The organism is Halorubrum tibetense (assembly GCF_042661865.1).
GTDB classification, from domain to species: domain Archaea; phylum Halobacteriota; class Halobacteria; order Halobacteriales; family Haloferacaceae; genus Halorubrum; species Halorubrum tibetense.
This window is the reverse complement of the sequence record NZ_JBHSWW010000463.1, coordinates 1-1,226: the sequence shown is the minus strand read 5'-3', so window position 1 is coordinate 1,226 and position 1,226 is coordinate 1. Positions and strand designations below refer to the sequence as shown.

General features: G+C 68.8%; 1 protein-coding gene. It reads right to left on the bottom strand.

The window, feature by feature from the left end:
- The coding region (locus tag ACFQEU_RS16190; RefSeq protein ID WP_379783835.1) for a proton-conducting transporter transmembrane domain-containing protein at nucleotides 1–1,226 on the bottom strand (1,226 nt) is incomplete at both ends.

The window sequence follows — 1,226 nt, the reverse complement described above, 5'->3', positions numbered from 1 at the left end:
TGGTCGTCGCCAGCGTCGAGGTCGCCACCGGCGTCCTGTCCGCCGTCGGCGACGACGTCGCGGTCGTGTGCGTCGCCGTGCGTCCCGTCGACGGCTCCCTCGTCGTGACCGTGGCCGTCGTCGAGACCGACGCCGGCGAAGTACAGCTGCTCTATCAGGCGGGCGACGTACGCGAGCGTGAACAGCGTACTGACGAAGATCACGGCTGCGATCCCGATCCCGACCGCACCGCCGCCGAGACCGCTCTCTTGAACGGCCCCGAAGGCGATGTACCATTTGCCGAGGAAGCCGATCGACGGCGGGATCCCGACCAACGCGAGCCCGAGCACCGCGAGCGACCCCGCGGTGTACGGCGCGCGTCGAGCGAGGCTCGCCAGGTCCTCGACGCGGCGGGCACCGTACCCGAGCGCGAGCAGCCCCGCGGCGAGGAACAGTCCGAACTTCAACAGCCCGTGACCGAGCAGGTGAACGATCCCGCCGAGCAGCGCCCATTCGTTGGCGAGGCCGACCGCGGCGGCGATCATCCCGAACTGTGCCACCGAGGAGTACGCGAACATCCGCTTGAGGTCCGACTGCATCGCCGCGAGCACGGAGCCCGCGAGGATCGAGACGCCGGACACGACGAGCAACACGGTGGTGATAGCCTCGTTGGCGGCGAGGAACTCGACCGTGAACACGGTGTACGTCACTCGGATCAGCGCGTACGCGCCGGCCGTCGACACTAGGGCGGCGACGAACGTCGTCACCGAATCCGGCGCGCGCTGGTAGGCGTCCGGCTGCCAAGTGTGGACGGGGAACAGCGCGATCTTCAACGCGAACCCGGCGACGATGAAGGCGAAGCCGGCCTGTATCAGCGGATCGGTGTAGGACGCCTCCTCGAGGATCCGCGTCTGGAGATCGAGCATGTTCAGCGACCCCGTCGCGAGATACACGTAGCCGACGCCGACGAGGTACAGCGAGGCCCCGACGGTCCCCAACACGAGGTACTTCAGGGAGGCGTACGCGCTGGCACCGGACCGGTCCGAGGCGATGAGCGCGTACGTCGTCAGCCCGACGATCTCCAGGAAGACGAACAGGTTGAACAGGTCGCCCGTGAGGACGACGCCGGAGAGCCCGCCCGTCAACAGGAGGTAGCCGCTGTAAAAGGCGTTCCCGCGCGGCCCGGCGACCCGCGAGAACGCGAGCGTCGCGGCGGCGACGAGCGCGATCAGGACGAGCACCGCGGC